Below are 25,741 nucleotides of genomic sequence, written 5' to 3'. Positions count from 1 at the left end.
GGGGTGGTCGGGCTTTCGGGGGTGGTCTGGCTTTCGGGGTGGTCACGCCTTGGCCTCCGCGATCCGGGCGAACTCCTCGACGGTCAGTGCCTCGCCGCGGGCCTGCGGGGAGATCCCGGCCTTGACGAGGGCCTCCTCCGCCGCGGCCGGTGAGCCGGCCCAGCCGGCGAGGGCCGCGCGCAGGGTCTTGCGGCGCTGGGCGAAGGCCGCGTCGACGACCGCGAAGACCTCCTGGCGGGTGGCGCTGGTGGCGAGCGGCTCGCCGCGGCGGACCAGGGAGACGAGCCCGGAGTCGACGTTCGGCGCGGGCCAGAAGACGTTGCGGCCGATGGAGCCGGCGCGCTTGACCTCGGCGTACCAGTTGGCCTTGACCGAGGGGACGCCGTAGACCTTGTTGCCGGGCTTGGCGGCGAGCCGGTCGGCGACCTCGGCCTGGACCATGACGAGGGTCCGCTCGATGGTCGGGAACCGCTCCAGCATGTGGAGCAGGACCGGCACGGCGACGTTGTACGGCAGGTTCGCCACGAGCGCGGTCGGCGCCGGGCCGGGCAGCTCCTGGACCTGCATGGCGTCGGAGTGCACGAGCGCGAAGCGGTCGGCGCGGGCCGGCATCCGGGCCTGGATGGTGGCGGGCAGCGCGGCGGCGAGCACGTCGTCGATCTCGACGGCCGTCACCCGGTCCGCGGCCTCCAGGAGGGCCAGGGTGAGGGAGCCGAGTCCGGGTCCCACCTCCACGACCACGTCGTCGGGCCGTACCTCGGCCGTGCGGACGATCCGCCGGACGGTGTTGGCGTCGATGACGAAGTTCTGGCCCTTCTGCTTCGTGGGGCGTACGCCGAGGACGGCGGCCAGCTCACGGATGTCGGCGGGGCCGAGGAGGGCGTCGGGGCTTTCGGGGCCGGTGGCGGTGCTCACCGGTACAGCCTACGGGGCACAGGTGGGCCCGGCCGACGGCTCAGCCGCGCGGGCGGCCGCCCCACGCCGCCGGGCGGGGCGCGGCGCCCGGCCGTGGCAGTCGTCCGCCACGGGGCTGCTCAGCCCTGCAGGCGTCTGCCGCAGTGCGGCCACGGGCTCGCCCCCCGCTGGACGTACAGCTTCTTCGCGCGGAAGGTCTGCTCGGCGGCGGGCGCGTTCTGCGCGGTGCCGCTGCCGCCGAGGGAGCGCCAGGTGCCGGGGTCGAACTGGTAGAGCCCGCCGTAGGTCCCGGAGGGGTCGACGGCGTCGGGGCGGCCGCCGGACTCGCAGGCGGCGAGCGCGCCCCAGTCGAGGCCGTCGGCGCCCGCGACGGAGGTGGGCATCGGCCGGGTGCCGACCCTGACCTGCCGGCTGACGGGTTCGCGGACGATCTCCTCGCCGGTCCGGCGGGGCTTCTGCCGGACGCCGTTGACCGTCCGCAGGCTGTAGGTGACGCGGCGGACGCCGGCCCTGCCCTGCCGGTCGACGACCTCGGTGCCGGTGAAGAGCCGGGGGTCGCGGGTGCGCTCGACGGCGTACGGCACGACCTCCTCGCGCGTCTGCTTGGAGCCGGTGATCCGGAGCACGGTGACCGTCTGGCCGTCGCGCGGGAAGGAGTCGGGGACGACGGAGGTGGCGTCCTGGGCGGAGAGCGTGATCCCGGCCTCGGCGAGGGCCTCGCGGACGGTCGCGGCGTTGGTCCGGACGGTCCGCTCGCGGCCGTCGGCGAGGAAGGTCACCGTCCGCTCGGTCCGTACGTCGAGGGCGAGGCCGGTGCGGGAGATGGCGGCCCCGCGGGAGACCGAGAGGTAGGCGCCCTCGGCGCGGACCCCGAGCTGACGCAGGGCGCCCTCGACGGTCCGGGCGGTCGTCCACACCTGGCGGCGCTGCCCGTCGAGGGTGAGGGCGACGGGGCGGCCGTACCGGACGACGATCTCGTCGCCGCTGGCCAGGGCCTCGCCGGGGGCGGGGGCGACGATGTCGTGGGCGCCGACGGTCAGGCCCTCGTCCGCGAGGAGTTCGTCGATGTCGTCGGCGAAGGTGTGCAGGGTGCGCGGGACGCCGTCGACGGAGAGCCGGACGGCCTTGTCGTCGGCGACGAAGGCGCTGGTGCCGCCGGCGAGGAAGGCGACGACGAGGGCCTGCGGGACCAGCTTCCGCAGGCCCTCCCCGGCGGGCCCGGAGGCCTTGCGGCGGCGGGCGGCCCGCCGGGATCCGGCGCGGGAGGGCTGCCCGGGGACGACGAGCGGCGCGGCCTGGGTGGGCTGGTCGTGCACGGACGGGTGCGCGGCCTGGGTCGGCTGGTCGTGCACCGACAGGGGCGTGCCCCGTCGTCCGGCGCGGTGACTGCCCTGGGAAGTGCTCACGAGGCCGGGACCCTACCCGGGCCTCCGTCACGGGGTGCGCCGACCCGGCTACGACACGTAACCGTTATGGATCAGTAATCGAAGGCGCGGGCCGTGTTCACCGCGATCGCCTCGGCCATCTCGTTCTCCCCGATGCCGCGGACCTCCGCCATCGCCCGGAGGGTGACCGGGATGAGGTAGGGAGCGTTGGGGCGGCCGCGGTAGGGCGCGGGGGTGAGGAAGGGGGCGTCGGTCTCGACGAGGACGAGGTCCAGCGGGGCGACGGCGAGCGCGTCGCGCAGGTGCTGGGCGTTCTTGAAGGTGACGTTCCCGGCGAAGGACATGTAGTAGCCCTTGGCGGCGCAGATCTCGGCCATGGCCGCGTCGCCGGAGTAGCAGTGGAAGACGGTCCGCTCGGGGGCGCCCTCCTCGTCCAGGACGCGCAGCACGTCGGCGTGGGCCTCCCGGTCGTGGATGACGAGCGCCTTGCCGTGCCGCTTGGCGATCTCGATGTGGGCTCGGAAGGAGCGTTCCTGCGCGGCGATGCCCTCGGGGCCGGTGCGGAAGAAGTCGAGGCCGGTCTCGCCGACGCCGCGGACGTACGGGAGGGCGGCGAGGCGGTCGATCTCGGCGAGCGCGTCGTCGAGGGCGGCGTCGCCGCCGCCCCGGCGGGGGCCGTGGCGGGACGAGTCTCCACCGGGGTCGCCGAGGACGATCCTCGGGGCCTCGTTGGGGTGCAGGGCGACGGCGGCGTGGACGTGCTCGTGGGCGGCGGCGGTCTCCGCGGCCCACCGGGAGCCCTTCACGTCGCAGCCGACCTGCACGACCGTGGTCACTCCGACGGCGGCGGCCTTGACCAGCGCCTCCTCGACGGTCCCGGACTGGAGGTCCAGGTGGGTGTGCGAGTCCGCGACCTCCACGAGGAGGGGTTCGGGCAGCGGCGGCGGGGCGTCCTTGGCACTCATGCCCCCGATCGTACGAGGGTGCTGGGCGCCGGTGCGTCGGAACGTCCCGGGCCGGGGGCCGGGTCCCCCTGGCCCGGAGGGGCCGCTCCCGGGCCTGGGCCGTCTCTTCCGGATCCTGCCTGACCCGCGCCGCCCGGCAAGATCCGGAAGAGACGGCCTAGGGGCGGCGCCTGAAGGGGTGCAGGAGGTCGGACAGGTGCCAGTGGTGCGGCACCGGGGGCCCCTCGGGTCCGTCCTCGGTCAGTTCCTGGCCGATCGGCCCGGCCACCGACACGGGCTTGGTGCCCCGCGCCCCCCGCTGGTGCTTCTCCGTGGCGGCGATCAGGTCGAGCACCGACGACACCTGTCCCGCGCGCATGATGCGGACGACGTGGCCGCCGCAGTTCATGCAGGTGGGACTGGACAGCGGGGACGGGACCCTCTCCCCGTCGGCCTTGTAGACGACGAATTCATGGCCGGCGGCGTCGACGTGGTGCTCGATGTCGTACGCCTGCTCCCAGCCGTATCCACAGCGCATGCAGGCGAAGGCGTATGCCTCATGGGCGACGGATATGCCGGTGCCGGTGATCTCGGTCATGCCAGCTCCTCTCCACTGATCCAGTGGACGCCTTTTCGGGCCGGAGCGCATCAGCGCGGGAGGAACCATGGAAGGCTTTTGGCCCTTCCCTTGCCAAGCGCCCTGCGAAGAGTCCCGGCGCCGGGTTCGGCTTTGCCTTTCAGATTAGTCCTTTACCCTTTCCGGGGCCCGGTCCAGCCGCATTCTTTGCCGCCACGACGGCATCGAAGACCTCCCGCTTGGGAAGTCCCGCGTCGGCGGCGACGGCGGCGATCGCCTCCTTGCGCCGCTCCCCCGCCTCCTCGCGCACCCGCACCCTGCGCACCAGTTCCTCGGCGTCGAGTTCGGCGGGTCCCGTCTCGGGCGCGCCCTCGACGACGACGGTGATCTCGCCCCGGACGCCCTCGGCGGCCCAGGCGGCGAGCTCGGCCAGCGGGCCGCGCTTGACCTCCTCGTACGTCTTGGTCAGCTCGCGGCAGACGGCGGCGCGGCGCTCGGCACCGAAGACCTCGGCCATCGCGGCGAGGGTGTCGTCGAGCCGGTGCGGGGCCTCGAAGTAGACGAGGGTACGGCGCTCGCCGACGACCTCGCGGAGCCGGCCCAGGCGCTCGCCCGCCTTCCTGGGCAGGAAGCCCTCGAAGCAGAAGCGGTCCACGGGCAGGCCGGAGAGGGCGAGGGCGGTGAGGACGGCGGACGGGCCGGGGACGGCCGTCACCTTGATGTCCTGCTCGACGGCGGCGGCCACGAGCCGGTAGCCGGGGTCGGAGACGGACGGCATGCCCGCGTCGGTGACGAGGAGCACGCGCGCCCCGCCGACCAGGGCCTCGACCAGTTCCGGCGTACGGGCGGACTCGTTCCCCTCGAAGTAGGAGACGACGCGCCCCGTCGTGTGGATGCCCAGGGCGCGGGTGAGTCCGCGCAGCCTCCGGGTGTCCTCAGCGGCCACGATGTCCGCGTTCTCCAGTTCGGTGGCGAGTCGGGGCGGAGCGTCCGCGATGTCACCGATGGGGGTCCCTGCGAGTACCAGCGTTCCTGTCACACGGCCCATCCTCCCAGCACGGAGAGGCGACGCGCACAGGCGCGTTCCCTACGATGGCGCGGTGACCAGTACCGCACCCGAGGCCCTGGAGGGCCAGCACCCCATGGCGGAGCCCGTGGCAGAGCCCTCTTCCTGGCAGAGGCGGCTTCGGCGATTCGGCTACGCGCCGCCCGCCGGAAGCGCCGCGCCCATCGGGCTGCGCGAGCGGCTCGTCCCCTCGTACGTCCGGCCGTCGCCCCGCGTGATGACCCTGCTCGGCCTCGGGCCCGACCGGTCGGAGCGCCTGTGGCGGCTGGCGGCCTGGGGCGGTCCGCTCCTGGTCACGGCGGTCGCGGGGCTGCTGAGGTTCTGGAACCTGGGCAAGCCGAACGCGGTGATATTCGACGAGACGTACTACGCCAAGGACTCGTGGGCCCTGATCAACCAGGGGTACGAGGGCGCGTGGCCGAAGGACATCGACAAGACGGTCCTCAGCGACCCCGGCTCGGTCCTGGTGCCGACCGATCCCGGCTACGTCGTCCACCCGCCGATGGGCAAGTGGGTCATCGGCGTCGGCGAGAAGCTGATCGGCTTCGAGCCGTTCGGCTGGCGCTTCATGGTGGCGCTGCTGGGCACGCTGTCGGTGCTCATGCTGTGCCGGATCGGCCGGCGGCTGTTCCGCTCCACGTTCCTGGGCTGCCTGGCGGGTCTGCTGCTCGCCGTCGACGGCCTGCACTTCGTGATGAGCCGCACGGCGCTCCTCGACCAGGTGCTGATGTTCTTCGTCCTGGCGGCCTTCGGCTGCCTGGTCCTGGATCGCGACCGGACGCGGAAGCGGCTGGCGGGCGCGCTCCCGGAGGACGAGGAGGGGGTGCTGCGGCCGGACGCGGAGATCGCGGAGACGCTGCGGCTGGGCTGGCGGCCGTGGCGGATCGCGGCCGGTGTGACGCTGGGCCTCGCGGCGGCGACCAAGTGGAACGGCCTGTACGTCATGGTGGGCTTCGGCCTGCTGACCGTGCTGTGGGACGTCGGCGGACGCCGGACGGCCGGTGCGGTCCGCCCGTACCTCGCGGTGATCAGGAAGGACCTGGTCCCGGCGTTCGTGTCGGTGGTGCCGGTGGCGATCGCCACGTACCTGGTGACGTGGACGGGCTGGATCGTCAGCGACAAGGGGTACTTCCGGAACTGGGCCGCCGACCAGGACAAGCTGGACGGCGGCGGGACGTGGGGCTGGCTGCCGCAGTGGCTGCGCAGCCTGTGGCACTACGAGTCCGAGGTCTACAGCTTCCACGTGGGGCTCACCTCGCCCCACACGTACGAGTCGAACCCCTGGTCGTGGATCGTCCTCGGCCGGCCGGTCTCCTACTTCTACGAGTCGCCCGCGCCCGGCACGGGCGGCTGCCCCGCCTCCGCGAAGGAGAAGTGCGCGGCGGAGGTACTGGCCCTCGGCACCCCGCTGCTGTGGTGGGCGGCCTGCTTCGCGATCCTGTACGTCCTGTGGCGCTGGGCCTTCCGCCGCGACTGGCGGGCGGGCGCGATCGCCTGCGGCATCGCGGCCGGCTGGGTGCCCTGGTTCCTCTACCAGGAACGCACCATCTTCCTTTTCTACGCGGTGGTCTTCGTCCCGTTCCTGTGTCTGGCGGTGGCGATGATGCTGGGTGCGATCGTGGGGCCCGCGGGTTCCTCGGAACGGCGCCGCACATTCGGCGCGGTGGCGGCCGGCTGCATCGTTCTTCTCATCGTCTGGAATTTCATCTATTTCTGGCCCATCTATACCGGCACTCCCATTCCGCTGGACCAATGGCGCAATCGGATGTGGCTCGACACCTGGGTGTGAGATCGGAATGTGACCTCCCGCTCTGACAGAGAGACCAGAAGGTGCTCGACACACGCAAGGGGCGCTGCTTGACTCGTGGGTTCACACGGGGAGGGGAGCGCAGCCATGCGCAGTGGGGCCAAGGTAGCGATCGTCGGGGGCGTGTTCGTCGTCGTGGCGAGCGGGGTCGGGTACGGGGGCTACAACCTCTGGAACGGGGTCATGGGCGGTGACGCGACGCCGAAGACGAACTCCGGGGAGGGGCCGCGGACCGGGCCGGTGACGGACAAGGAGGTCACCGCCGCCGCGCGGGACTTCCTCGCCGCCTGGGCCGCCGGGCAGCCGGAGAAGGCCGGGCAGCTGACGAACGACCCGGTGGCGGCGGAGCCCGCGGTGGCCGCGTACCGCGAGGGGGCGGGCGTCACGGAGGCGGTGATCACGCCGGGGACGCCGGTCGGGGCGACGGTGCCGTTCACGGTGAAGGCCACGGTCACGCACGAGAACGTGTCGAGGTCCTGGTCGTACCAGTCCCGGCTGAGCGTCGTGCGGGGGCAGACGACCGGCCGGGCGCTGGTGAAGTGGGCGCCGTCCGTGCTCCACCCGAAGCTCCTCACCGCCGAGGCGACGCTGCGCACGGGGGTCGCGAAGACGCCGCCCGTGAAGGCCGTCGACCGGAACGGCACCGAGCTGACGGCCGCCAAGTACCCCTCCCTGGGGCCGATCCTGGACGAACTGCGGACGCGGTACGGGACGAGGGCGGGCGGCGAGACCGGCGTCGAGACCTGGGTCGACTCGGGCAGCACGACCGTCCCGGACACCACGCTCCTCGTCCTGTCGAAGGGGAAGCCGGGCACGCTGGAGACCACCATCGACGCGGGCGTGCAGGCGGCGGCGGAGAAGGCGGTCGCCGCGCACTCCTCGGCGTCGGTGGTCGCCGTCCAGCCGTCGACGGGGGCCGTACGAGCGGTCGCCAACAGCCCGGCGGGCGGGTTCAACACGGCGTTCTCGGGCGCGAAGATGCCCGGTTCCACGATGAAGATCGTCACGGCGGCGCTGCTCCTGGAGAAGGGCCTGGTCAAGGCCGACCAGGTCGCCGAGTGCCCGCCGAGCGCCATGTACTACGGCCGGACCATCACCAACCTGGACGGGTTCTCGCTGACGGGCGCGACCTTCGGGGAGGGCTTCGCCCGCTCCTGCAACACGGCCTTCATCAAGAAGATCGACGACGTGGAGAAGACCGAGGGCGACGACTCCGGCCTGGCCCGGGAGGCCAGGGAGGTCTTCGGCATCGGCCTCGAATGGAAGACGGGCATCAAGTCGTTCGACGGCTCCGTCCCCGAGGCGACGGGCGGCGCGGCGGCCGAGCAGTACATCGGCCAGGGCACCGTGCAGATGAACCCGCTGAACGTCGCCTCGATCACCGCGACAGCGAAGGACGGCCGGTTCCGGCAGCCGTACCTGGTCCCGGCGGACCTCGACGACCGGCCCTTCGCGAAGGCCGAGCGCACGCTGCCGCCGGCGGTGGCGCGGCAGCTGCGCGACGTGATGCGCGCCACGGCCACGGCGGGCTACGGCACGGCGGTCCGTCCGATGGCCTCGGTGCGCGGCGACAAGGGCGCCAAGACCGGTTCGGCGGAGGCCGACGGCCAGGCGACCTCGGACAGCTGGTTCACGGCCTTCGCCGACGACCTCGCGGCGGCGGCCCTGGTGGAGGAGGCCGGACACGGGGCGACGGCGGCGGGACCGCTCGTGGCGAAGGTGCTGAACGCGCGCTGAGCCACGTCGTGGCGAAGGCCGGCCCGGGCACGGCGAAGCCGCCGAACGCCCGCCGGCCCGCCTCGTGGAACCCGGTCGCGTGGCCCGTACATCCAACGCTAGCGTGCGGGCCATGACCGCTGACGAGACCACGTCCCCCGCCCACCCCCGATGCGCCGCCGCGCACCGCGAGCCGGCCCTCGACGTCGAGATCCGGCGCTTCCCGGACGAGACCCGCACCGCCCGGCAGGCCACCGCGTGACGCCGCTCGTCACCCTGGCCGTCCTGATCGCCGCCGTCACGCACGCGAGCTGGAACGCGCTGGCCCACCACATCAGGGACCAGCTGCTGTCGTTCACCCTGATATCCGGCGGCGGCGCCCTCATCGGCCTGGTCACGGCCCTGTTCGTACCGCTGCCCGCGGCGGGGGCGTGGCCGTACCTGGCGGTCTCCGCGCTGCTGCACGTCGCCTACATGGTGCTGCTGATGCGCTCGTTCTCGCTGGGCGACTTCGGGCAGATGTACCCGATCGCGCGCGGTACGGCCCCGCTGGCCGTGACGGCGCTCGCGGCGGTCTTCGTCGACGAGGTGCCGGACGGCTGGCAGCTGCTGGGCGTCGCCGTGGCCTGCGCGGGCCTCACGGGCCTCGCCGTGTGGGGCATCCGCGGCAAGGGGGCCCGCCCGCACTGGCCTGCGCTGCTCGCGGCCGGTGCGACGGGCCTGGCGATCGCCCTGTACACGGTGGTGGACGGGGTCGGCGTCCGCGCCTCGGGCACCCCGCTGGGCTACATCGCGTGGCTGATGGTGCTGGAGGGCCTGGCGATCCCGGCGTACGCCCTCTGGGCCCGGCGGGCGGCACTGCTCCCCCAGCTCCGCCCGTACGCGGCGCGCGGCCTGCTGGGCGCGCTGCTTTCGGTGTGCGCGTACGGGCTGGTGCTCTGGGCCCAGACCAAGGCGCCGCTGGCGCCGGTCGCGGCGCTGCGCGAGTCCTCGATCATCGTGGGCGCGGCCATCGGGGCCGTGCTGTTCAAGGAGCGCTTCGGCGGGCCGAGGATCGCCGCGGCGGGCCTGATGGCCGTCGGGATCGGACTGATGCTGCACGCGGGCTGATGCGTCCGCTCCCCCGTACCGAGGCCCCCACGCGGGCTGAGGCCGCACGCGGGCTGAGGCACCTGCTCGTCGTCGGCTGATGCTCACGCGGGCCCCAGGCGTCAGCCCCCGACGCCGAGGCCGGTGTCCGCGCCGGGCTGCGGGCCGTTCCAGGACGCGCGGAAGAAGTCGGTGCGGACGCGCCGGAAGCCGGTGTGGCCGGTGGCCTGGGCGTGCGCGAGGCACCAGACGGCCGGTCCCCGTCCGTCGTCGGCCGCGCCGGAGCCGTCGAGGCAGGTGGTGCACTCGGCCTCGGTGACGGTGCCGCTGCCGGTCCGGTCGGGGCGCAGCGCCCAGAGCCGGGGCCGCCGGGCGGTGCGGTGGGACGCCTCCGCCGCGCTCATCCCGCTCCTCCACCGACGGGCGGGGCCGCTGCGGGGCGGCGCCCCGGCGGGGGTAAGTGCCGGGGGATCCGGTCGGCTCGGCGGACGCCGGGGTCGCTCACGTCGACGCTCCTTCAGCGGTGGCCGCCCCCGGACCGTTCGCGCGGTCGCGGGGGTCTTGCTGCTTCTCGTGCGGACCAGCAAGATCAACTCACCGTTGCGGGCGGGATACGGCACGTGATCGCCGTCACAGCATGCCCACGCGCATCAGAAGAACGCAAGGCTGCCCGGGCGCCTTCGGGCGCCCCTCCCGCCTCACTCCCCCAGCACCTCCGCGAAGTGCCGGTTGACCGCCAGGAGGCCGCCGTCCACGCGCAGGACGGTGCCCGTGACCCAGGACGCGTCCGCCGAGGCCAGGAAGGCCACCGCGGCCGCCACGTCCTCCGGGGCGCCCACCCGCGCCAGGGGGTAGACCCGGTCGCCCAGGGCCGCCAGGTCCCGGTCCCGGCCCGCCCACGCCGTCGTCGCGATCGTCCCGGGGTTGACCTGGTTCACCCGCACCCCGCGCCCGGCCGCGTCGCCCGCGAGCGTCCGGGTCAGCGACGCCAGCCCCGCCTTCGCCGCGCTGTAGGCGTGGTTCCCGAAGTCCGTCTCGGCGTTGACCGAGCCGATGTTCACGATCGCGCCGCGCCCGCCGGCCGCCGCCAGGTGGGGCAGCGCGGCCCGGGAGCAGCGGACCGCGCCCATGAAGGTGAGGTCGTGCTGGACGCCGAACACCGCGTCCGGCTCCTCCTCGAACCGGTCCCGGTCGGCGGTCACCGGCCCGAGCGCGTTGTTGACGAGGACGTCGAGGCCGCCGAAGGTCTCCACCGCGTACGCCGTCGCCGCGTCCACCGAGGCCTGGTCGCCCACGTCGCAGTGGCGGTACCCGGCGCCGGGGATCGTCTCCGCCGTCCGCCGCGCCGCCGCCTCGTCGACGTCGGTGACCAGGACCCTGGCCCCCTCCGCCGCGAGCCGCCGCGCGGTCGCCGCGCCGATGCCGCGCGCCGCGCCCGTGATCAGTACCGCGTATCCGCCGAAGCGTTCCCTGAGGTCCATGCGTCCGATCTCAGCATCCGGCCGCGGTCGGGCGCCAGCCGTTCGTAACATCCCGTTCACCAATTCCTCGCCCGTTTACGCCGATAATGCCGCGCCTCGGCAATTCGGCCAGGGCCGAAAGACTTTGACACACCCCTGGCACGAATACCACGATCTACTTCGCCGCCGACCACGCATTCATCAGGGGGAAAACCATGTCCACATATCAGTCGGGTGTCGAGGAAATCGCCGGTGCCCTTTCCTCCCGGAGCTACGACCTGATCTCCGGCGAGCAGGTGCAGCAGCTTCTCCGGCTGCGTTCCGAGAACGCGCTGGACGACCTGGAGGCGTTCCGCGACAGCTGGGCACGCATGCCGCTCGACAGCTACATGGCGGACGGCGGACGCTACCGCCGCCGCCGGCACGCGACCCTCAGCGCGCCCCGCGCGAGCACCGACTACCGCGTCGAGGAGCACCAGCCGCACTACCAGGGCCTCGACTACAACACCCTCAACGGCGGCGTCGCCCGGCACTACGAGCCGTTCGAGGAGCAGATCCTCCGCGGCCGGACCATGGACAGCCTGCTCACCCTCGGCTGCGACATCTTCGGCCGGCTCGCCCCGTACTCGGGCTGGCACATCGAGGCCCACCAGTTCCGCATCGAGGTGAACGGCGAGGAGGTCGGCCTGCCGACGCCGGAGGGCGTGCACCGGGACGGCGTCACGTTCGTGCTGATGGCGATGGTCGGGCGGTCGAACGCCACCGGCGGCGAGAGCACCGTGTTCAACCTGGACAAGCAGCCGGTCGAGAAGTTCTCCCTGACCGACCCGCTGGACGTGGCCCTCGTCAACGACGAGCGGGTCTTCCACGGCGTCTCGCCGATCGAGCAGATCGACCCCGCCGCCCCGGCCTCGCGCGACGTGCTGGTCATCACCTACCGTCACAAGCCGTGATGCCAGGGGCGGGTGGGAGCCCCTTGAGTGAGAAYGTGAGCGAGAAGGCGGGAAGTCGGGAACATGGGTCAGCTCATCGCCGTGGCGGTCATCACCATTCTGGCTGTCATCAGCCCCGGCGCGGATTTCGCGATGACCGTCCGCAACAGTTATCTGTACGGAAGGACCGCCGGAGTTCTCGCGGCCGCCGGAATCGCACTCGGTGTTCTCGTCCACGTCACCTACACCATGCTGGGCGTGGGACTTCTGGTCTCCCGCAGCCCCATGCTCTTCACGGCGATGAAACTCGTCGGCGCCGCCTATCTCGTGTATATCGGCTACAAGACGTTCGTCACCAAGGCGCAGGTGGACATCGACCTCTCGGAGGACGGCGGCATCTCGAAGGCCGGCGCGCTGCGCACCGGCTTCCTGACGAACGCGCTCAACCCGAAGACGATGCTGTTCGTGCTGAGCACCTACACCCAGGTCGTCAGCGCGGACACCCCCGTCTTCCAGCAGATCGGCTACGGACTCTTCATGTCCTTCGCCCACCTGGTCTGGTTCGCCCTCGCCGCGGTCCTCTTCTCCAACCAGGCCCTGCGGTCCCGGCTGCTCCAGCGGCAGACCGTGCTCAACAAGGTGATCGGGGCCGTCCTGGTCGGCCTGGGGATGGTCCTCGCGCTGACGCCCGCCATGGCCTGACGCACCCGCTCCGGCCCGGCCGCCGCGGGTCAGTCCGTGGAGACCCGCTCCACGCGCGGCTCCGCGATCGCCCGGTAGTCCTCGGACGACAGGGCGATCGAACGGTCGAGCCGCGCGGCGTTGAACCAGAACTCCCGGTGCGTCAGCAGGGCCGGGTCCACCAGGAGTTCCAGCCGCTCGTCGAAGGCGAACGGCAGGATCGTCCCGCTCGCCGAACCCGCGAGGTCCTCGGCGATCTCCGGGGACGCGAAGGAGACGTACGTGCCGCCGTACAGCGCCTTCACCGCGTTCAGGTCGATCCGCCGGTCACCGGGGACGACGACCAGCGCGAACCGCTTCTCCTTCTTGCCGATCTTCACCATGGCGATGATGCACTTGGCCGCCTCGGCGAGCGAGTGCCCGCGCAGCGCGCTGACCGCCTCGGTGCCGCCCTCCGGGGCGTGCTCGACGATCCGGTAGGCGGCCCCGCGCTCGTCCAGCAGCGCAAGCAGCTTCTCGTACGTCCCGCGGTCGGTCGCGGCGTCGGTGACGGCGTCGGCGGTCATGGGGGTTCCTCCTCGGTGCGGCATGTCTCAAGTGGTTTCGTAGGACGGCGCGTTGACCCTACGCCTGTTGTCGAGGTGCCTGAGCAGCGCGACACCCGAGGCGTCCAGCTCGTACAGCACCCGGACGCCCGCCCGGCGCCGCCGCACCACACCCGCGGCCACCAGGGACGTGAGGTGCTCGGAGACGGTGCTCGGCGCGAGTCCGAGCAGCGCCGCGAGGTCCGAGGTGGTGGTCGGCGCGACGAGTCCGCGGACGACGCCGGCCCGGCTGCGGCCGAGCAGGATCTCCAGCCGGTCGCCGCGCGCCGGTTCGTCGCCTCCGGCCCGCCGCCCGGGGCGGGTCTCGCAGGCCAGCACGGCGGCCCCCTCGGCCTGGTACGACACGGCCGTCACCCCGTTCGGCGCGAAGCCGATCAGCGAGGCGCCCCGGCCGAACACCAGGGGGACGAGGACGACGCGGGACACGGCGGTCCGCGCCGCGATCCGGCCCGGGGGCCCGGCGTGCAGCCGCAGCACGTCGCCGCGCCGCGAGATGCCCCCGTCCAGGGTGCCGAGGAGACGGTCCGGGCCCTGGGTGGCGAGCACCCGGGCGCGCAGCAGGATGTCGTCGTCGGTGACGGTCCGCAGCGACGCCTCGTACGGGGCTAGGGCGGCGCGTACGTAGGGCGGGAGCAGGGCGCACAGGTCGGCGATCCGCGCGACGGGATCCGCGTACAGCGGGCGGACCTCGACCGGGACGCCCCGCGGGAACCAGCGCTCCAGCTCCTCGCGCACCCGCGCCGGGGACACCGCGCGGAGCAGCGCGATCTCGTCGTCGAGGTCGGGCTGCCGGGCCGAGGACGGGACGGGGAGCAGGAACGACGGCAGGGTGCCGCCGCCGGCCCGGAAGAGGTGGACGAGCCAGCCCGGCAGGGTCACCGCGGACCGGAGCAGGGAACGGCGGGCCGCCCGGCCCCAGTTCGTGTACGGCCAGGGCGTGAGCCCGCGGTGGGAGGCCAGCAGGCCGATGCTGCCGAACGCCTCCCAGAGCCGGCTGTCGGCGATCCGAAGGGCTCCGGCGTGGGTCCCGTGTTCGGTCGTCGTCAGCGAGATCTCGATCACATGCGCCCCCGTGCGCCTGGTCCACCGGACGGTGGAGCGGGCACACGCTAGCGCCGGATGATCACCCGTCCGCGCCGTATAAACGCAGAATGTCAGGTCGCGCGCGGAGGATGTCAGGTCGGGCGGGCCCCGGCGGCGACGGCGCCGCGGGGCCCGACGCACGTCCCCCTTCGGACCGGCGGGCGGATCCGCCGTCCGCCCTGTCGGAAGCGGTTCACGCCGTCCGGGCGAGCACCGATCCGACGGCCCGCACGAGGGACTGCGCCCGCGGATCGGCCGTCACCGTCTTGCGCATGCCGTTCGTCACATAGCCGAAGGCGATGCCGGAGTCGGGGTCGGCGAAGCCGAGGGAGCCGCCCCGGCCGGGGTGGCCGAAGGAGGACGGGCCGAGGAGCGGGGAGGCCGGGCCGTGGAGCATGTGGCCGAGGCCGAAGCGGGTGCCGACGAGCAGCACCCGGTCCGCGCCCGCCGACTGCTCGGTCCCGGCGAGGGCGAGGGTGTCGGGGGTGAAGAGGCGCTCCGCGCCGTCCACGGGGCCGAGGGTGGCCGCGTAGAAGCGGGAGAGGGCGCGGGCCGTGGCCACTCCGGCGGAGCCGGGCAGTTCGGCCGCCCGGTAGGCCGGGTCGTTCTCGTCGGGCTGCGGGTCGATGACCCCGAAGGCGCGTCGGGTCAGGGAGGCCGGGTCCCGGTAGGCCTCGGTGACGGAGCGCTTGGGGCGGAGCCGGAGGGCGCCGCTGCCGGGCGGTTCGATCTCCGCGACGGGGCCGAGGCGGCCGACCCGGGGGGCCTCGGCGTCGGGGAGTCCGATCCACAGGTCGAGGCCGAGGGGGTCGGCGATCTCCTCGGCGACCCAGCGGCCGATGGTGCGGCCGGTGACCCGGTGGACCAGGCCGGAGAGCAGCCAGCTGAAGGTGTGGGCGTGGTAGCCGTGGGCCGTGCCGGGCTCCCAGACGGGGGCCTGGGCGGCGATCGCTCGGGTGGCGGTCTCCAGGTCGACGGCCTCGGCGAGGGTGAGCGGGTGGTCGAGGGCGGGGACGCCGGCGCGGTGGGCGAGCAGCTGTCGCACGGTCACGCGGTCCTTGCCGGCGGCCTTGAACTCGGGCCAGTACGCGGCGACGGGGGCGTCCAGGTCGAGGAGCCCGCGCTGGTGCAGGAGCAGGGGTACGGCCGCGGCGACGCCCTTGGTGGCCGACCGGACGACCTGCGCGGTCTCCTCCCGCCAGGGCTCGGCGCCGACCGGGGCGCCGTCGGCCGCGCCGACCGCCTCCCCGACCGCGGATCCGACCGCGGCGCCGTTCGTCGCGGCGCCCGGCTCCCCGTCCGCCACGCCCCCCGTGGTCCCGTCCGCAGCCGCGCTCGTCTCCCCGTCGGCGGCGTCGGCGTCCCTGGTGCCGGCCCAGAGGTCGACGACCCGGCGGCCGTCGTGGTGGACCGCGACGGCCGCACCGCGCTCGCCGCGCTGCTCGAAGTTGCGCAGGAACGCGTCCCCGACCGGCTCCCAGCCCGCCGCCACCGTGCCCTGGACGTCCACGTCCCACTCCTCCGCCGTCGATCCGCCCCCATCCGGCCCCCATGGTGCAACGGGGCGGGGGCAGCGCCGATTCCGGGGTCGGTCAGGCCACCGACTGCGGCACGAAGCCGAACGGCAGCTCCAGACGGTGCCGGGCCATCAGCTCCGCGTCGGCGAGGATGTCGCCGGTCCGCCCGTCGGCGGCGATGACGCCCTCGCTGAGGATCACCGCGCGCGGGCAGAGCTCCAGGGCGTACGGCAGGTCGTGGGTGACCATGAGGACGGTGACGTCGAGCGAGCGGAGGATGTCGGCGAGCTCGCGGCGCGAGGCGGGGTCCAGGTTGGACGAGGGCTCGTCGAGGACGAGGATCTCCGGCTCCATGGCGAGGACGGTCGCGACGGCGACCCGGCGACGCTGCCCGAAGGACAGGTGGTGCGGCGGCCGGTCCGCGTACTCCGCCATCCCGACCCGGTCGAGGGCCCTGCGGACGACGGCCTCCAGCGCCTCGCCGCGCAGCCCGGCCGCCGCCGGGCCGAAGGCCACGTCCTCCCGCACGGTCGGCATGAACAGCTGGTCGTCGGGGTCCTGGAAGACGATGCCGACCTTGCGGCGGATCTCGGCGAGGTGCTTCCTGCCGACCGGCAGCCCGGCCACCGTGACGCCGCCCGCGCCGCCGGTCAGGATGCCGTTGAGGTGGAGGACGAGGGTGGTCTTGCCGGCGCCGTTGGGGCCGAGGAGGGCGACCCGCTCGCCGCGCCCGACGGTCAGGTCGACGCCGAAGAGGGCCTGGTGGCCGTCGGGGTACGCGTACGCCAGACCGCGCACGTCGAGCGAGGGGGCGAGTGTCGGGGCGGCGGTCATAGGGTCCATCCCAGGAGGCGGATCAGCAGTGCGGTGAGCGGGAGCGTCGCCGCGTACGCCCACTGGGCGCGGGTCGCGGTCACCTCGTCGATGACCGGCATCGTGCCCGTGTAGCCGCGGCTGACCATGGCGAGGTGGACCCGCTCCCCCCGCTCGTAGGAGCGGATGAAGAGGGCGCCCGCCGACTTGGCGAGGACGCCCCAGTGGCGGACGCCCCGCGCCTCGAAGCCGCGCGAGCGGCGGGCGACGGACATCCGGCGCATCTCGTCGGTGATGACGTCGCCGTAGCGGATCATGAACGAGGCGATCTGGACGAGCATCGGGGGCAGCCTGAGCCGCTGGAGGCCGAGGAGCAGGGCGCGCAGCTCGGTGGTGGAGGCGAGGAGCACGGAGGCGGCGACGCCGAGGGTGCCCTTGGCGAGGACGTTCCAGGCGCCCCAGAGTCCGGGGACGCTCAGCGACACCCCGAGGACGGTCGTCTGCTCGCCGGGCACCACGAAGGGCATGAGCAGGGCGAACGCGACGAAGGGGATCTCGATGAGGAGCCGCTTCAGCAGGAAGCCGGCCGGGACGCGGGCCGTCGCCGCCACGGCCGCGAGGAGCAGGGCGTAGAGGCCGAACGCCCAGACGGCCTCGCGGGGCGTCGAGACGACGACCACCACGAAGCCGAGGACCGCGGCCAGTTTGGTGTGCGGGGGCAGCTCGTGGACCGGCGAGTGCGCGTGCCGGTAGAGCTTGTGGGCGTGCCCGGCGCCCATGTCAGGCGCCTCCCGTGGCTGCGGGTGTCACGTCAGGCCGTGCTTTCCGTGGTTTCGGTGGGCTCCGCGTGCGCCCGGCGGCGACGCACGACCCAGAAGGTCCCGGTGCCGACGGCGAGGGTCGCGCCCACGCCGATCGCGCCGGCCAGGCCGCCGGAGAGGCGGGGCGCCTCGATGCCCTGGACGCCGTAGTCGGCGAGCGGGGAGTCGGCGGCGGCGTGGTCCTCGACCTTGCTGTCGATGCCCTTGTCGGCGGCGACCTTCTCCAGGCCGTCGGGGTCGGCGGAGGCGTAGAAGGAGACGAAGCCGGCGAGGACGAGCGCGGTGACGAGGCCGCCGATCCACAGCTTCTTCGGGGAGCGGGCGGCGGCGGGGGCGGGCCGCGCGACCGGGGCGGCGTCGACGAGCTCGCCGCCGACGCGCAGCTGGAGGGGGGCGGCGAGGCCGCGGGCGCCGTGGACGAGGTCGGGGCGGACGGCGATGACCGCGCCGACGGTCAGCGCGGTGATGACGGCCTCGCCGATGCCGATGAGGGTGTGCACGCCGACCATGGCCGTGAGGACCTTGGAGACGGGGACGTCGGTGGTGCCGCCGACGGCGTAGAGGGCGGTGAAGGCGGCGGCCGCGGCCGGTACGGAGACCAGCGCGGCGACGAAGGAGGCGGCGGTCACGGAGGCCCGGGTGCGGGGCAGCAGCAGGACGAGGCCGCGGAAGAGGCCGTACGCGACGAGGACGGTGACGACGCCCATGACGGTGATGTTCACGCCGAGCGCGGTGAGGCCGCCGTCGGCGAAGAGGATGCCCTGCATGAGCAGGACGACGGCGATGCAGAGGACGCCGGTCCACGGTCCGACGAGGATCGCGGCGAGCGCGCCGCCGAGGAGGTGTCCGCTGGTCCCGGCGGCGACCGGGAAGTTCAGCATCTGCACGGCGAAGATGAAGGCCGCGACGAGGCCGGCGAGCGGGGCCGTGCGCTCTCCGCCGTGGCCCTCGCCGAGTTCCCGCCGTGCCCCGCGCAGGCTCACGGCGACGGCGCCGGCGGCGACGACACCGGCGGCGACCGATACGGGGGCGTTGATGAATCCGTCAGGTACATGCACGTCCTGAATGATGAGCGCTCCTGCAAAGCACTCGCAAGAGCGCACAGGTCACAGAACGGCGGCGCATGGTTGCCGCTCTCGCCGGGCAGGAGGGGTGCATGAGTCGATAAAGTCGACAAGAGGACAAACTGTGAGGAGCCCGTGATGGCCACCGCCGCAGACGACTCGGACCTCGACCACGCGGTCGAGGACCACGCCAAGGGACGCATCATCAGCGACGCCCCGCTCTCGCGGCCCGTCCCCGTCGACCTCCGCTTCGATCCCGGGTTCTCGCCCGCCACCGTCCGTTTCGTCTTCCCCGGCGACGTCGAGTGGTCGTTTCCCCGCGTCCTGCTGGAGACCGGCCTGCGCGCGCCGACCCGCCGCGGGGACATCGGCGTCTGGCCCTGCGGCCGCGTCCAGACGGTCGTCGAGCTCCACAAGGACGACGGCGTGGTGACCGTCGTCCAGTTCGACACCAGGGCACTGACCCGGTTCCTGAAGCACACGTACGCCGCCGGCGCGTCGGTGACGACGAGCTGACGGCGTACGTACGGAGGCGGGGCGGGCCGGGGCCCTGAGGCCCCCGGGAGCCCGCGGGCCCGGTCGGGCCGGAGCTCCAGGGGCCCCCGGGTCAGACCTTCACGAGGTCCGGCCGCGAGTCCGGGGTGCCGCCGGTGGTGTCGGCCCCGGCGAGCCCCTCACCCTCGACGTCCACGTTCGGCAGGATCCGGTCCAGCCACTTCGGCAGCCACCAGGCCTTGTGGCCGAGCAGCGCGAGGACGGCCGGGACGATCGCCATGCGGACCACGAAGGCGTCGAAGAGAACGGCGACGGCCAGGCCGAAGCCGATCATCTTGATCATCTGGTCGGTCATGCCGATGAAGCCGGAGAAGACCGCGATCATGATCACCGCGGCGGCGGTGACCACCCGGGCGCTGTGCCGGAAGCCGGTCACGACGGCCTCGCCGGGGCGCTCGCCGTGGACGTACGCCTCCCGCATGCGGGTGACGAGGAAGACCTCGTAGTCCATCGCGAGGCCGAAGACCACACCCACCATGAAGATCGGCATCATCGACATGATCGGGCCGGTCTGCTCGACCCCGAAGAGGCCCCCCAGCCAGCCCCACTGGAAGACCGCGACGACGGCGCCGAGGGCCGCGACCACCGAGAGCAGGAAGCCGAGGGCCGCCTTCAGCGGGACGAGGACCGAGCGGAAGACCACGGTCAGGAGCAGGAAGGCCAGGCCGACGACGAGGGCCAGGTACGGCACCAGGGCGTCGTTCATCTTCTGCGAGAAGTCGATGTTCATCGCGGTGGCCCCGGTGACGAGGACGTCGTCGCCGGTGGCGCCCCGGATGTCGTGCACGAGGGACTCGGTGGCGGCCGAGGACGGGCGGTCCTTCGGGACGACCGTGATCATCGCGGCGTCGCCGGCCTTGTTCGGGGTCGCCGGGGTCACGGCGGCCCAGCCGTCGAGGCGCTTGATGGTGGAGACGGTCCGGTCGGCGGTCGTCTTGTCGCCGTCGACGACGACGAGGAGCGGGCCGTTGAAGCCGGGGCCGAAGCCGTCCGAGAGGGCGTCGTACGCCCGGCGCTCGCTGGTGGAGGTCGGCTTGACGCCGTCGTCCGGGAGGCCCATCTCCAGGGAGGCGGCGGGCAGCGCGATCGCGCCGAGGCCGAGGACGCCGATCAACAGCACCATGACGGGGCGGCGGATGACGAAGCGGGCCCAGCGGGTGCCGCCGTTCGGCTTCGCGGCCTTCGCGGGGTCGGTGTCCGCGCCGGTGTCACCGGCCTTCGCGGCCTTGCGCTGCTTGCGGCCGACGACCTTGTCACCGGCGAAGCCGAGCAGGGCCGGGATCAGGGTGAGCGCGATCAGGACGGCGATCACGACCGTGCCGGCGGCGGCGAAGCCCATCTTCGTCAGCATCGGGATGTTGACGACGGCCAGGCCGACCAGGGCGATGACGACGGTCAGGCCGGCGAAGACGACGGCGGAGCCCGCCGTGCCGACGGCGCGGCCGGCGGCGTCCTCCTTCTCGCGGCCCTCGGCGAGCTCCGCGCGGTAGCGGGAGACGATGAAGAGCGCGTAGTCGATGCCGACCGCGAGGCCGATCATCATCGCGAGGGTGGAGGTGGTGGAGCCGAGGTCCAGGACGTTCGCGAGCGCCGTGATCGAGGAGACGCCGATGCCGACGCCGATGATCGCGGTGAGCAGCGGGAGTCCGGCGGCGACGAGCGAGCCGAAGGTGATGACGAGCACGATGCCGGCGATGACCACGCCGACGATCTCGCCCGCGCCGGTCTCGGGCATGGTCTGGAGGGCGTCGCCGCCGACCTCGACGGTCAGCCCCTTGCCCTGCGCGTCGTGGCCCGCCTCGGTGAGCGCCTCGCGCGTCCCGTCGGTCAGCTCCATCGCGTTGACCTTGTAGGCGACGGAGACGTAGGCGGTGGAGCCGTCCCGGGAGACGGCCTTCCCGGTGTACGGGTCGGTGACCGAGACGATCTGGTCCGAGCCGGACTTCAGGGCGGCGACGGTGTCCTCGACGACGGCCTTGTGCGCGGGGTCGGTCATCTTCTGGCCCTCGGGGGCCTTGAAGACGACGCGGGCGGTGGCTCCGTCGGCGCCGGCGCCGGGGAAGCGCTCCTCCAGGAGGTCGAAGGCGCGCTGGGCCTCGGTGCCGGGGATCGAGAAGGAGCTGGAGGTCGCGACGGGTGCGGTGGCGGCGCCGATCCCGGCGACCGCCAGGAGGGCCACCCACAGGAGGGCGACGAGCCGTCGGCGCCGGAAGGCGGAACGGCCCAGCTTGTACAGGAACGTGGCCACGGGGGCGTACTCCCATTCGTGGTGGGACAGGGCATGGGGAGCCGGCCCGACGGCGTGAGCGGTGCGACGTCAGGTGGAGAGGGCGGAGAAGGTGAGGAGGGGCTGCGCGGGTGCTGCGGGGTTCAGACGCCGAGTGAGGGGAGCACGACGGCGTCGACGTACGCGCTGAGGAACGCGCGGTCGACCGGCTGATCGTCGATCAGCGGCCGGGCGACGAACGCACCGATCAGCATGTGCGGGACGAGCTTCAGCGCCGGGTTCGCGGCGTCGATCTCGCCCCTGCGGACCGCTCTGCGCAGCACTTCGTCGAGGCCGTTCATCTCGGGTTCGATGAGCAGTTCGCGAAGGGCCCGGTGCAGTTCGGGGTGGGAGTGGACGGCATGGGCCAGGCCCCGCATCAGCGCGGAGTCCTTCTCCATCTGGCAGTCGTCGGTCCGTGCCATCAGCTCGTGGAAGTCGCCGCGCAGGGATCCGGTGTCGATCTCGGAGAGGTCGGCCGGCTTGTTGGCGCGCAGCGCTCTGGCGACCAGCTCGGGCTTGCTCCCCCACTGGCGGTAGAGGGTGGCCTTGCTGGAGTGGGTGCGGGCGGCGACGGCGTCCATGGTGAGGGCGTCGTAGCCGACCTCGCGGAGGAGGTCGAGCACGGCTCCGTACAGCTCGGACTCCCGCTCGGGGGTGAGTCTGCTGCGGGCCATGGCCGAACCTCCGGACCGAACGAAACGGTTTCGTACAGTACGAAGATACCCCCACCTTCAGCGAAACGAAACCGTTTCGTACGTGTCCTGGGCCACACCGCGGCGGCGGCAGCACGAACCCCGAAGACCGCACGTACGTACGAGTTGCCACAGCTCCGCTTGCCACACCCCCTCCGCGCGGAAAGCATGAAGAGGTGAGTGACGACGTCGCGTATCTCCGCTTTCCCCATCTCCACGAAGACCTGCTGTGCTTCGCCGCCGAGGACGATCTCTGGATCGCCCCGCTCGTCCCCGAGGGCCACCGCCCCGGCCGGGCCTGGCGGCTCACCGTCGACCGGACGCGGGTCGGGCACCCGCGCTTCTCGCCCGACGGCCGGCAGATCGCGTACACGAACTGGCGCAGCCTCGACCCGGAGATCCACCTCGTCCCCGTCGACGGCGGGCCCGCCCGGCGGCTCACCTACTGGGGCTCGCCCGACACCCGCGTCTGCGGCTGGACTCCCCCCGACCGGGACGGCCGCTCCGACATCCTCGCCGTCTCCTCGCACGGCCAGCCCTTCTCCTACTTCTCCTGGGCCTACGACGTCCCCACCGACGGCTCCCCCGGCGGCCGGCTGCCCTGGGGCCCGGTCTCCGACATCGCCGTCACCGAGCACGGCGCCGCCGACGGACAGGAGGCCGAGCGCCGCACCCTGCTCCTCACCGGGAAGCCGCCGCACGAGCCCGCCGCCTGGAAGCGCTACCTCGGCGGCGCCACCGGCCGCCTCTGGCTGCACGGCGAGCGGCTGCTCCCCGACATCGGCGGCCACCTCGACTGCCCGATGGCCGTCGGCGGCCGGGTCGCGTTCCTCTCCGACCACGAGGGCGTCGGCAACCTCTACTCCTGCCGGCCCGACGGCACCGACCTGCTCCGGCACACCGACCACGACGAGTTCTACGCCCGGCACGCCTCCAGCGACGGCCACCGCGTCGTCTACCAGTGCGCCGGCGACCTGTGGATCGTCGACGCCCTCACCCCCGACTCCCGCCCCCGGCGGCTGGAGGTGCGGCTCGGCGGCCAGCGCGTCGGCCGGCGCCCGTACCAGGTCCCCGCGGCCCACCACATCGACGCCGTCTCCGTCGACGAGACCGGCCGGGCCAGCGCCGTCTCCGTGCGCGGCAGCCTCTACTGGCTGACCCACCGCGACGGCCCGGCCCGCACCATCGTCGACACCCCCGGCGTCCGGGTCCGGCTGCCCGAGATGCTGGGCAGCGGCGGCCAGGTCGCCTACGTCACCGACGCCGCGGGCGAGGACGCCGTCGAGGTCGCCTACCTGCCGCGGGCCAGCGGCGACCGGCCGCCGCGCCGGCTCGCCTCCGGCGACCTCGGCCGGGTCGAGGAACTCGTCGCCGACCCGGACGGCGAGCGGCTCGCCCTCGCCTCCCACGACGGCCGACTGCTCCTCGTCGACMCSGCCGAGGWCGCCGACGGCGAGGTCACCGAACTCATCCGGTCCGTCAACGGGCCCGTCCGCGACCTGGCCTTCTCCCCCGACGGCGGCTGGCTGACCTGGTCGCACCCGGGCATCGGCCGCTCGCTGCGCTCGATCAAGATGGCCCGGATCTCCGGCCCCGGCGCGCCCACCGTCGTCGACGTCACCAACGGCCGCTTCGAGGACGAGAACCCCGTCTTCACCCGCGACGGCCGCTACCTCGCCTTCCTCTCCTGGCGGGGCTTCGACCCGGTGTACGACGTGCACACCGGCGACCTGTCCTTCCCGCTGGGCTGCCGCCCCTACCTGGTCCCGCTCTCCTCCGCGACCCCGTCGCCGTTCGCGCTGCTCCCCGACGGCCGCCCGGCCGCCGGCGGGCTCGACCCGGCCGACGACGACACGGAGGCGACCACCGACGGCACGGTCACCGTCGAGATCGAGGGGCTCGCCGACCGGGTCACCCCGTTCCCGGTCGCCGCCTCCAAGTACTCCGCCCTGCACCCGGTGAGCGGCGGCGGACTGGTCTGGCTGCGGTGGCCCATCTCGGGCGCCCTCGGCGAGACCTTCGCCAACCCCACCGACACCTCGGGCCGGCCCACCCTGGAGCACTTCTCCATCGTCAAGGCCCGCAAGAGCGAACTCACCAAGGACCTCGACTGGTTCGCCGTCAGCGGCGACGGCACCCGGCTCGTCGTCGCCGACGAGGGCGACCTGCGGGCCGTGCCCTCCACCGAGTCCGGCGACGGCGACTCCACCGTCTACCTGGACCTGCGGCGCATCCTCCACGAGGTCGAACCGGGCGCCGAGTGGCGGCAGGCCTTCGACGAGGCCGGGCGGATCGTCCGCGCCTACTTCTGGGAGCCGGACATGGGCGGCGTCGACTGGACGGCCGTCCTCGACCAGTACCGGCCCCTCGTCGAACGGATCTCCTCCCCCGACGAGTTCGCCGACCTGCTCCGCGAGGTCATGGGCGAACTGGGCACCTCCCACGCGTACGTCACCCCCGCCCGCCGCAACGAGGGCCCCCCGCACTACCAGCGCCCGATGGGCCTGCTCGGCGCCAACCTCGTGCACCGGGAGGCCGGCTGGACCGTCAAGCGGATCCTCCCCGGCGAGTCCTCCGACTCCAAGGCCCGCTCGCCGCTGGCGGGCACCGGCATTCGCGAGGGCGCCGTCCTCACCCATGTCGACGGCCGGCCCGTCGACCCGGTCGCCGGCCCGTACCCGCTGTTCTCCGGCACCGGCGGCACCACCGTCGAGCTGACCTTCACCCCCGCCGAGGGCGAGGGCCGGGCCCGCCGCGTGGCCGTCGTCCCGCTCGTCGACGAGCGGCCGCTGCGCTACCAGGACTGGGTCGCCAAGCGCCGGGCCGTGGTCCGGGAGCTCAGCGGCGGCCGCTGCGGCTACCTCCACATCCCCGACATGGGCGGCTCCGGCTGGGCCCAGTTCAACCGGGACCTGCGCATGGAGGTCTCCCGGCCCGCCCTCATCGTCGACGTCCGCGGCAACGCCGGCGGCAACATCAGCGAACTGGTGATGGAGAAGCTCACCCGCCGGATCCTCGGCTGGGACCTGACCCGGAACGCCCAGCCCGTCTCGTACGCCTCCAACGCCCCGCGCGGCCCCGTCGTCGCCCTGGCCGACGAGGCCACCTCCTCCGACGGCGACATGATCACCGCCGCGTTCAAGCTCCTCGGTCTGGGACCCGTCGTCGGCCAGCGGACCTGGGGCGGGGTCGTCGGCATGACGGGCCGCCACCGGCTCGGCGACGGCACCCAGATCACCGTCCCGATGAACGCGGCCTGGTTCCCCGAGTACGGCTGGTCCCTGGAGAACCACGGCGTCGAGCCGGACCTCGCGGTCCTGCGCACCCCCCTCGACTGGGCGGAGGGCCGGCACGCCCAGCTCGACGACGCGGTCGAGGTGGCGCTCGCCCTCCTCGCGGAGACCCCCGCGTCAAGCCCCCCGGGCTACACGGAACTCCCCGACCGCTCCCGCCCGAAGCTGCCCCCGCGCCCGGCGAACGGGCGCTAGGCCGTCTCTTCCGGATCTTGCCGGTCGGGCCCGCGTCGTCCGGTGCCGTGCATCGCACGGCGGAGAGGTACCCGCGAACGGGACGAACCCGGGTGCCTCGACAACGCGGCGAGGTGCGGTGCCGGGCGGCGCGGGCCAGGCAGGATCCGGAAGAGACGGCCTCGACAGCCGACGCCGTCGGCTCCCTCAGGCGGCGCTCCGTCCGAGGGAGTCGGCCAGGTCCAGCTCGTACGACGTCCCCGCCCGCCCGTCGAGCGTCACG

At 73.4% G+C, this 25,741-nt stretch carries 22 protein-coding genes and 1 pseudogene; 8 read left to right on the top strand and 15 right to left on the bottom strand.

Annotation, left to right across the window (positions count from 1 at the left end):
* Positions 1-42: 42 nt before the first annotated feature.
* From rsmA to rsmI, 5 genes are all read right to left on the bottom strand, one after another.
* Positions 43-915, bottom strand: coding sequence for a 16S rRNA (adenine(1518)-N(6)/adenine(1519)-N(6))-dimethyltransferase RsmA (rsmA, locus tag EAO70_RS17110; RefSeq protein WP_148003833.1), 873 nt, complete (start codon positions 913-915; stop codon positions 43-45).
* A 119-nt stretch (positions 916-1,034) separates the two neighbouring features.
* A complete protein-coding gene (locus EAO70_RS17105; RefSeq protein WP_148005187.1) occupies positions 1,035-2,231 on the bottom strand; it encodes a resuscitation-promoting factor in 1,197 nt (398 codons plus the stop codon).
* A gap of 161 nt (positions 2,232-2,392) precedes the next feature.
* Positions 2,393-3,265: a TatD family hydrolase gene (locus EAO70_RS17100; protein ID WP_148003832.1), complete on the bottom strand. Its 873-nt coding sequence runs from the start codon at positions 3,263-3,265 to the stop codon at positions 2,393-2,395.
* A gap of 157 nt (positions 3,266-3,422) precedes the next feature.
* The gene (locus EAO70_RS17095; protein WP_148003831.1) at positions 3,423-3,842 is read right to left on the bottom strand and encodes a hypothetical protein; all 420 of its coding nucleotides are present in this window, start codon (positions 3,840-3,842) and stop codon (positions 3,423-3,425) included.
* 139 nt (positions 3,843-3,981) lie between these two features.
* Positions 3,982-4,869, bottom strand: coding sequence for a 16S rRNA (cytidine(1402)-2'-O)-methyltransferase (gene rsmI, locus EAO70_RS17090; RefSeq protein WP_187283928.1), 888 nt, complete (start codon positions 4,867-4,869; stop codon positions 3,982-3,984).
* Positions 4,870-4,921: 52 nt separating this feature from the next.
* Between rsmI and EAO70_RS17085 the strand changes: the two genes are divergently transcribed.
* The 4 genes and pseudogenes from EAO70_RS17085 to EAO70_RS17070 all read left to right on the top strand — a co-directional run bounded on the left by EAO70_RS17085 (position 4,922) and on the right by EAO70_RS17070 (position 9,520).
* Positions 4,922-6,676 (top strand): dolichyl-phosphate-mannose--protein mannosyltransferase, encoded by a 1,755-nt coding sequence (locus EAO70_RS17085; protein WP_148003829.1) that lies wholly within the window; start codon positions 4,922-4,924, stop codon positions 6,674-6,676.
* Positions 6,677-6,781: 105 nt separating this feature from the next.
* Positions 6,782-8,431: a penicillin-binding transpeptidase domain-containing protein gene (locus EAO70_RS17080; protein ID WP_148003828.1), complete on the top strand. Its 1,650-nt coding sequence runs from the start codon at positions 6,782-6,784 to the stop codon at positions 8,429-8,431.
* 112 nt (positions 8,432-8,543) lie between these two features.
* A pseudogene (locus EAO70_RS17075) lies at positions 8,544-8,663 on the top strand (YbaK/EbsC family protein); the annotation flags it as partial.
* Positions 8,664-8,668: 5 nt separating this feature from the next.
* Positions 8,669-9,520 (top strand): DMT family transporter, encoded by an 852-nt coding sequence (locus EAO70_RS17070; protein WP_148003827.1) that lies wholly within the window; start codon positions 8,669-8,671, stop codon positions 9,518-9,520.
* A gap of 101 nt (positions 9,521-9,621) precedes the next feature.
* On the opposite strand, the gene EAO70_RS17065 is transcribed toward EAO70_RS17070, so the two are convergent.
* Positions 9,622-9,903 carry a hypothetical protein gene (locus EAO70_RS17065; RefSeq protein WP_148003826.1) on the bottom strand — a complete coding sequence of 94 codons (282 nt, stop codon included), beginning with the start codon at positions 9,901-9,903 and terminating at the stop codon, positions 9,622-9,624.
* Between the two features lie 294 nt (positions 9,904-10,197).
* Positions 10,198-10,980 (bottom strand): SDR family NAD(P)-dependent oxidoreductase, encoded by a 783-nt coding sequence (locus EAO70_RS17060; RefSeq protein WP_148003825.1) that lies wholly within the window; start codon positions 10,978-10,980, stop codon positions 10,198-10,200.
* Positions 10,981-11,174: 194 nt separating this feature from the next.
* Between EAO70_RS17060 and EAO70_RS17055 the strand changes: the two genes are divergently transcribed.
* The gene (locus EAO70_RS17055) at positions 11,175-11,912 is read left to right on the top strand and encodes a 2OG-Fe dioxygenase family protein (protein WP_148003824.1); all 738 of its coding nucleotides are present in this window, start codon (positions 11,175-11,177) and stop codon (positions 11,910-11,912) included.
* Between the two features lie 63 nt (positions 11,913-11,975).
* Positions 11,976-12,593: a LysE family translocator gene (locus tag EAO70_RS17050; RefSeq protein ID WP_148003823.1), complete on the top strand. Its 618-nt coding sequence runs from the start codon at positions 11,976-11,978 to the stop codon at positions 12,591-12,593.
* Positions 12,594-12,622: 29 nt separating this feature from the next.
* Here EAO70_RS17050 and EAO70_RS17045 read toward each other — a convergent pair whose 3' ends face one another.
* The 6 genes from EAO70_RS17045 to EAO70_RS17020 form a co-directional block, all read right to left on the bottom strand.
* A complete protein-coding gene (locus EAO70_RS17045) occupies positions 12,623-13,138 on the bottom strand; it encodes a YbaK/EbsC family protein (protein WP_148003822.1) in 516 nt (171 codons plus the stop codon).
* A gap of 27 nt (positions 13,139-13,165) precedes the next feature.
* Entirely contained in the window at positions 13,166-14,239 is a 1,074-nt protein-coding gene (locus tag EAO70_RS17040; RefSeq protein WP_187283927.1) for an ArsR family transcriptional regulator, read from the bottom strand.
* Positions 14,240-14,453: 214 nt separating this feature from the next.
* Positions 14,454-15,770, bottom strand: coding sequence for a serine hydrolase domain-containing protein (locus EAO70_RS17035; protein WP_148003820.1), 1,317 nt, complete (start codon positions 15,768-15,770; stop codon positions 14,454-14,456).
* 82 nt (positions 15,771-15,852) lie between these two features.
* Positions 15,853-16,620: an energy-coupling factor ABC transporter ATP-binding protein gene (locus tag EAO70_RS17030; protein WP_148003819.1), complete on the bottom strand. Its 768-nt coding sequence runs from the start codon at positions 16,618-16,620 to the stop codon at positions 15,853-15,855.
* A complete protein-coding gene (gene cbiQ / locus EAO70_RS17025; RefSeq protein ID WP_148003818.1) occupies positions 16,608-17,369 on the bottom strand; it encodes a cobalt ECF transporter T component CbiQ in 762 nt (253 codons plus the stop codon). The genes EAO70_RS17030 and cbiQ overlap by 13 nt, the downstream gene beginning before the upstream one ends.
* Before the next feature lie 32 nt (positions 17,370-17,401).
* On the bottom strand, positions 17,402-18,469 hold the full coding sequence (locus EAO70_RS17020; RefSeq protein WP_148003817.1) for an energy-coupling factor ABC transporter permease: 1,068 nt from the start codon (positions 18,467-18,469) through the stop codon (positions 17,402-17,404).
* Between the two features lie 144 nt (positions 18,470-18,613).
* Between EAO70_RS17020 and EAO70_RS17015 the strand changes: the two genes are divergently transcribed.
* A complete protein-coding gene (locus EAO70_RS17015) occupies positions 18,614-18,991 on the top strand; it encodes an SsgA family sporulation/cell division regulator (RefSeq protein ID WP_148003816.1) in 378 nt (125 codons plus the stop codon).
* 91 nt (positions 18,992-19,082) lie between these two features.
* Here the strand turns inward: EAO70_RS17015 and EAO70_RS17010 are convergent, their stop codons facing one another.
* Both EAO70_RS17010 and EAO70_RS17005 read right to left on the bottom strand, forming a co-directional pair.
* Positions 19,083-21,278, bottom strand: coding sequence for an MMPL family transporter (locus tag EAO70_RS17010; protein WP_148003815.1), 2,196 nt, complete (start codon positions 21,276-21,278; stop codon positions 19,083-19,085).
* A gap of 122 nt (positions 21,279-21,400) precedes the next feature.
* The gene (locus EAO70_RS17005; RefSeq protein WP_148003814.1) at positions 21,401-21,973 is read right to left on the bottom strand and encodes a TetR/AcrR family transcriptional regulator; all 573 of its coding nucleotides are present in this window, start codon (positions 21,971-21,973) and stop codon (positions 21,401-21,403) included.
* 194 nt (positions 21,974-22,167) lie between these two features.
* Between EAO70_RS17005 and EAO70_RS17000 the strand changes: the two genes are divergently transcribed.
* On the top strand, positions 22,168-25,479 hold the full coding sequence (locus tag EAO70_RS17000; protein WP_148003813.1) for a S41 family peptidase: 3,312 nt from the start codon (positions 22,168-22,170) through the stop codon (positions 25,477-25,479).
* Positions 25,480-25,741: the final 262 nt, after the last annotated feature.

Origin of the sequence: Streptomyces sp. adm13(2018), from assembly GCF_008042145.1 — a bacterium.
In the GTDB taxonomy this organism is placed as follows: domain Bacteria; phylum Actinomycetota; class Actinomycetes; order Streptomycetales; family Streptomycetaceae; genus Streptomyces.
Note: the sequence above shows the minus strand (reverse complement) of the source record. Positions and strands in the feature narration are given on the sequence as shown.

What these genes read in the sequence shown, in the direction of transcription:
- EAO70_RS17100 (WP_148003832.1), bottom strand. Translation starts at nt 3,265, where the DNA reads ATGAGTGCCAAGGACGCCCCGCCGCCGCTGCCCGAACCCCTCCTCGTG.
- EAO70_RS17095 (WP_148003831.1), bottom strand. Translation starts at nt 3,842, where the DNA reads ATGACCGAGATCACCGGCACCGGCATATCCGTCGCCCATGAGGCATAC.
- rsmI (WP_187283928.1), bottom strand. Translation starts at nt 4,869, where the DNA reads ATGGGCCGTGTGACAGGAACGCTGGTACTCGCAGGGACCCCCATCGGT.
- EAO70_RS17080 (WP_148003828.1), top strand. Translation starts at nt 6,782, where the DNA reads ATGCGCAGTGGGGCCAAGGTAGCGATCGTCGGGGGCGTGTTCGTCGTC.
- EAO70_RS17065 (WP_148003826.1), bottom strand. Translation starts at nt 9,903, where the DNA reads ATGAGCGCGGCGGAGGCGTCCCACCGCACCGCCCGGCGGCCCCGGCTC.
- EAO70_RS17060 (WP_148003825.1), bottom strand. Translation starts at nt 10,980, where the DNA reads ATGGACCTCAGGGAACGCTTCGGCGGATACGCGGTACTGATCACGGGC.
- EAO70_RS17055 (WP_148003824.1), top strand. Translation starts at nt 11,175, where the DNA reads ATGTCCACATATCAGTCGGGTGTCGAGGAAATCGCCGGTGCCCTTTCC.
- EAO70_RS17050 (WP_148003823.1), top strand. Translation starts at nt 11,976, where the DNA reads ATGGGTCAGCTCATCGCCGTGGCGGTCATCACCATTCTGGCTGTCATC.
- EAO70_RS17045 (WP_148003822.1), bottom strand. Translation starts at nt 13,138, where the DNA reads ATGACCGCCGACGCCGTCACCGACGCCGCGACCGACCGCGGGACGTAC.
- EAO70_RS17030 (WP_148003819.1), bottom strand. Translation starts at nt 16,620, where the DNA reads ATGGACCCTATGACCGCCGCCCCGACACTCGCCCCCTCGCTCGACGTG.
- cbiQ (WP_148003818.1), bottom strand. Translation starts at nt 17,369, where the DNA reads ATGGGCGCCGGGCACGCCCACAAGCTCTACCGGCACGCGCACTCGCCG.
- EAO70_RS17015 (WP_148003816.1), top strand. Translation starts at nt 18,614, where the DNA reads ATGGCCACCGCCGCAGACGACTCGGACCTCGACCACGCGGTCGAGGAC.
- EAO70_RS17005 (WP_148003814.1), bottom strand. Translation starts at nt 21,973, where the DNA reads ATGGCCCGCAGCAGACTCACCCCCGAGCGGGAGTCCGAGCTGTACGGA.